Source organism: Xenorhabdus yunnanensis, from assembly GCF_028598805.1.
Classification (GTDB): domain Bacteria; phylum Pseudomonadota; class Gammaproteobacteria; order Enterobacterales; family Enterobacteriaceae; genus Xenorhabdus; species Xenorhabdus yunnanensis.
Genome location: NZ_JAQRFI010000276.1, coordinates 1 through 331 on the forward strand (window position 1 = coordinate 1; position 331 = coordinate 331).

Annotated in this window: 1 pseudogene; it reads right to left on the minus strand. The window is 51.4% G+C overall.

Annotation, left to right across the window (positions count from 1 at the left end):
* A pseudogene (locus tag PSI23_RS22230) lies at positions 1 to 331 on the minus strand (hypothetical protein); the annotation flags it as partial.

A 331-nucleotide genomic window follows, 5' to 3' on the forward strand; every position in this document is an offset into this window, starting at 1 on the left:
GCACTCCAGCACAGACACGCGTGATGAACTCCCCCATAGATTTAATGACAGGCGGGATTTCGCAGTGCCCAGTGACGACAACACCAAATCAGCACGTTGTTCACCAATAAATGCGCCTTTAGAAAGCCGAATATCTCCCTGAAATGTGCCGCCAGTTGTGGCTGAAACCGCATCAACATCTCCCGCACCCAGTGAAATATCTGATGTCAGCCATTTCCCGTTAATACGGCGGCTATGGGGCACAGCCCGCATGGCTTTTTCGACGGTGGCTTTCAGACCGAGGTTATCGATAAATTCAGCCTTGTTCAGAATATCCGCCCCGTTCTTCGCT